This window comes from Chloroflexus sp. MS-G (assembly GCF_000735195.1).
Lineage (GTDB): Bacteria > Chloroflexota > Chloroflexia > Chloroflexales > Chloroflexaceae > Chloroflexus.
The window spans coordinates 1-2,461 of the sequence record NZ_JPIM01000226.1 but is presented as its reverse complement, the minus strand read 5'-3'; the positions used below and the strand labels follow the sequence as shown (position 1 = coordinate 2,461).

General features: G+C 56.5%; 1 protein-coding gene, 1 pseudogene and 1 CRISPR repeat array. The gene and the pseudogene both read left to right on the top strand.

What is annotated here, in order from left to right; translation table 11 throughout:
- Window positions 1-255 (top strand): annotated as a pseudogene (locus tag JE47_RS21885) (ISNCY family transposase); the annotation flags it as partial.
- Window positions 256-284: 29 nt separating this feature from the next.
- The gene (locus JE47_RS22620) at window positions 285-854 is read left to right on the top strand and encodes a hypothetical protein (RefSeq protein ID WP_442856930.1); all 570 of its coding nucleotides are present in this window, start codon (window positions 285-287) and stop codon (window positions 852-854) included.
- Window positions 855-908: 54 nt separating this feature from the next.
- A CRISPR array of direct repeats spans window positions 909-2,418; the repeat unit is 37 nt; unit sequence ATTTCAATCCCCTCGCGGGGATTTTGGTTTTTTGAAG.
- Window positions 2,419-2,461: the final 43 nt, after the last annotated feature.

Sequence of the window (2,461 nt, the reverse complement as noted above, 5' to 3'; positions counted from 1 at the left end):
GAGGCCGATCGGCATGCGCAGCAGGAGCGGAAGAAGCGCCTGCGCGGAGTGCGCCCGATTGCGCGCGCTGGGGCGGAGCAGGACAACCCAGCGGCGACCCTGGTGGGCGGGGATGCGGTCGCCATCCGCAGCGCGCTCAGCGACGAGGGGCTGGCCCCGCTCGATGCGCCCGGATGGCGGTTGCAGGAGCGTCTCAGCCAGATCCAGCGCAGTATGCAGGCGCTGGCGCAAAAGGGGGATCGCGTCCGCTGCTGACCAAACTGCTCCGACTGGTCGAGCGAGCATTGGACGAGACCGCCGCGCTGTGGGCGCCAATCCGACGCGCCGACACACGGGTCTGGCCGGCGGCGACGGTGCTCAACACTGGGGCGGGAGTGCCAGCCGACCGGGTGCAGGCCGCCTCCCTGCGGGTGCGACGACGGATGGGACTGGGGAAGCGACACGGTGGCACGCTGGAAGGTGCGCTGACGCACGTCCTGAAGGGGACGCGCAGCGACGCGCCGGGGTTGTTCCACTGCGATACGCATCGGGACATCCCGCGCACAAATCATGGACTGGCGCAGTGCTTCGGGCAGCATCGTCATCACGAGCGCCGTACGACTGGGCGGAAACGGGGGACGCCCGACACGGTGTTGCGTGGCCCAGTGCGCCTGAGAACGAGTGTCGCCAGCCGGCTGCAGCGCTGGACGGCCGCTGCGTTGGCGCCATCACATGTCGCTGCCTGGCGCGAGGTGCGCCAGGCGGTGCGGGCACGCTTCGCCACCCGTGCGCAGGGTCTGCGCTTCCGCCGCGATCCGGACGCCTATGTGCGCGGCCTGGAGCAGCAGTTTCTCACCTCAGGTTTGCCGGTCTAGGTTTTTTGAAGTGATGTCGGTTGGATTGTTGATGGTCATGGCAGTCTCCATTCTGTTTCAATCCCCTCGCGGGGATTTTGGTTTTTTGAAGTAAGCTTGCCTGTTCTTAAGCAGTATGATGATCGTCCATTTCAATCCCCTCGCGGGGATTTTGGTTTTTTGAAGCCGTAGTGGGGGCGGGTTTGAAACCCGCCCCCACTATGGTATTTCAATCCCCTCGCGGGGATTTTGGTTTTTTGAAGTCTCGAAAACGCCGGTGTCATCCCTCGGCGCGTAACGTCGCTATTTCAATCCCCTCGCGGGGATTTTGGTTTTTTGAAGCAAGAAGTGCGCGGAGATGTTTCGCGCACGAGACAAGCTGAGTTTCAATCCCCTCGCGGGGATTTTGGTTTTTTGAAGGGAGGGATCGAGGGTGCGAGCGTGCGCGTGGAGATGGGCTTTCAATCCCCTCGCGGGGATTTTGGTTTTTTGAAGTTAGAAGACGTTTTAAACGAAACGTTTTTCGATACGTTATATTTCAATCCCCTCGCGGGGATTTTGGTTTTTTGAAGACAAACATCAGCGATACCGCGCTCGCGCTACACAATATTGATAATTTCAATCCCCTCGCGGGGATTTTGGTTTTTTGAAGCTGGATGAAGCGTGGCAGTATCTCGCACTAGATGCGAGTGCTGATTTCAATCCCCTCGCGGGGATTTTGGTTTTTTGAAGCTACGGCTCCGGCCGGGGGCCGTACACGGTCAACGTGATTTCAATCCCCTCGCGGGGATTTTGGTTTTTTGAAGCAGAAGCATACGCTGCACTAGAGCGAGCGTCGCATCTGTTTGCGCGGATTTCAATCCCCTCGCGGGGATTTTGGTTTTTTGAAGGAATATCAATATCAGCAGTGATGACGCGCTGAAAGTGCGCGATTTCAATCCCCTCGCGGGGATTTTGGTTTTTTGAAGACGTACTATGTGTATCAGACAGAGAGTGGATGTGTAATCATTTCAATCCCCTCGCGGGGATTTTGGTTTTTTGAAGCATCATCAGCGACGCCCGCGATGGTGAGTGGCAGGCTGATATTTCAATCCCCTCGCGGGGATTTTGGTTTTTTGAAGTCACAGCGTTACTGCTGCGCTGATGTTCCACATCAAGCGCATTTCAATCCCCTCGCGGGGATTTTGGTTTTTTGAAGCGAACGAGATACTGTTTCTCAATTCATACAACGATTGAAAGATTTCAATCCCCTCGCGGGGATTTTGGTTTTTTGAAGCTGCGCAGCGAGCTTCTTCTGTCAGTACGCTTTCGATCATATTTCAATCCCCTCGCGGGGATTTTGGTTTTTTGAAGGTACGTTGGTGGCGTTTGATGCAGAGCGTCTGGCGGGGATCATACATTTCAATCCCCTCGCGGGGATTTTGGTTTTTTGAAGAGACGAGGATAGCGGAACGCTGGCTGCGTCTCAAATTTCAATCCCCTCGCGGGGATTTTGGTTTTTTGAAGTTTCAAGAATGTTGCGCCAGCCCGCCTTAATCGCGTCTTTGAATTTCAATCCCCTCGCGGGGATTTTGGTTTTTTGAAGGGTTATCGCGCCACTCGCTGGGAAGCGCGACTGCTGGTCGAGA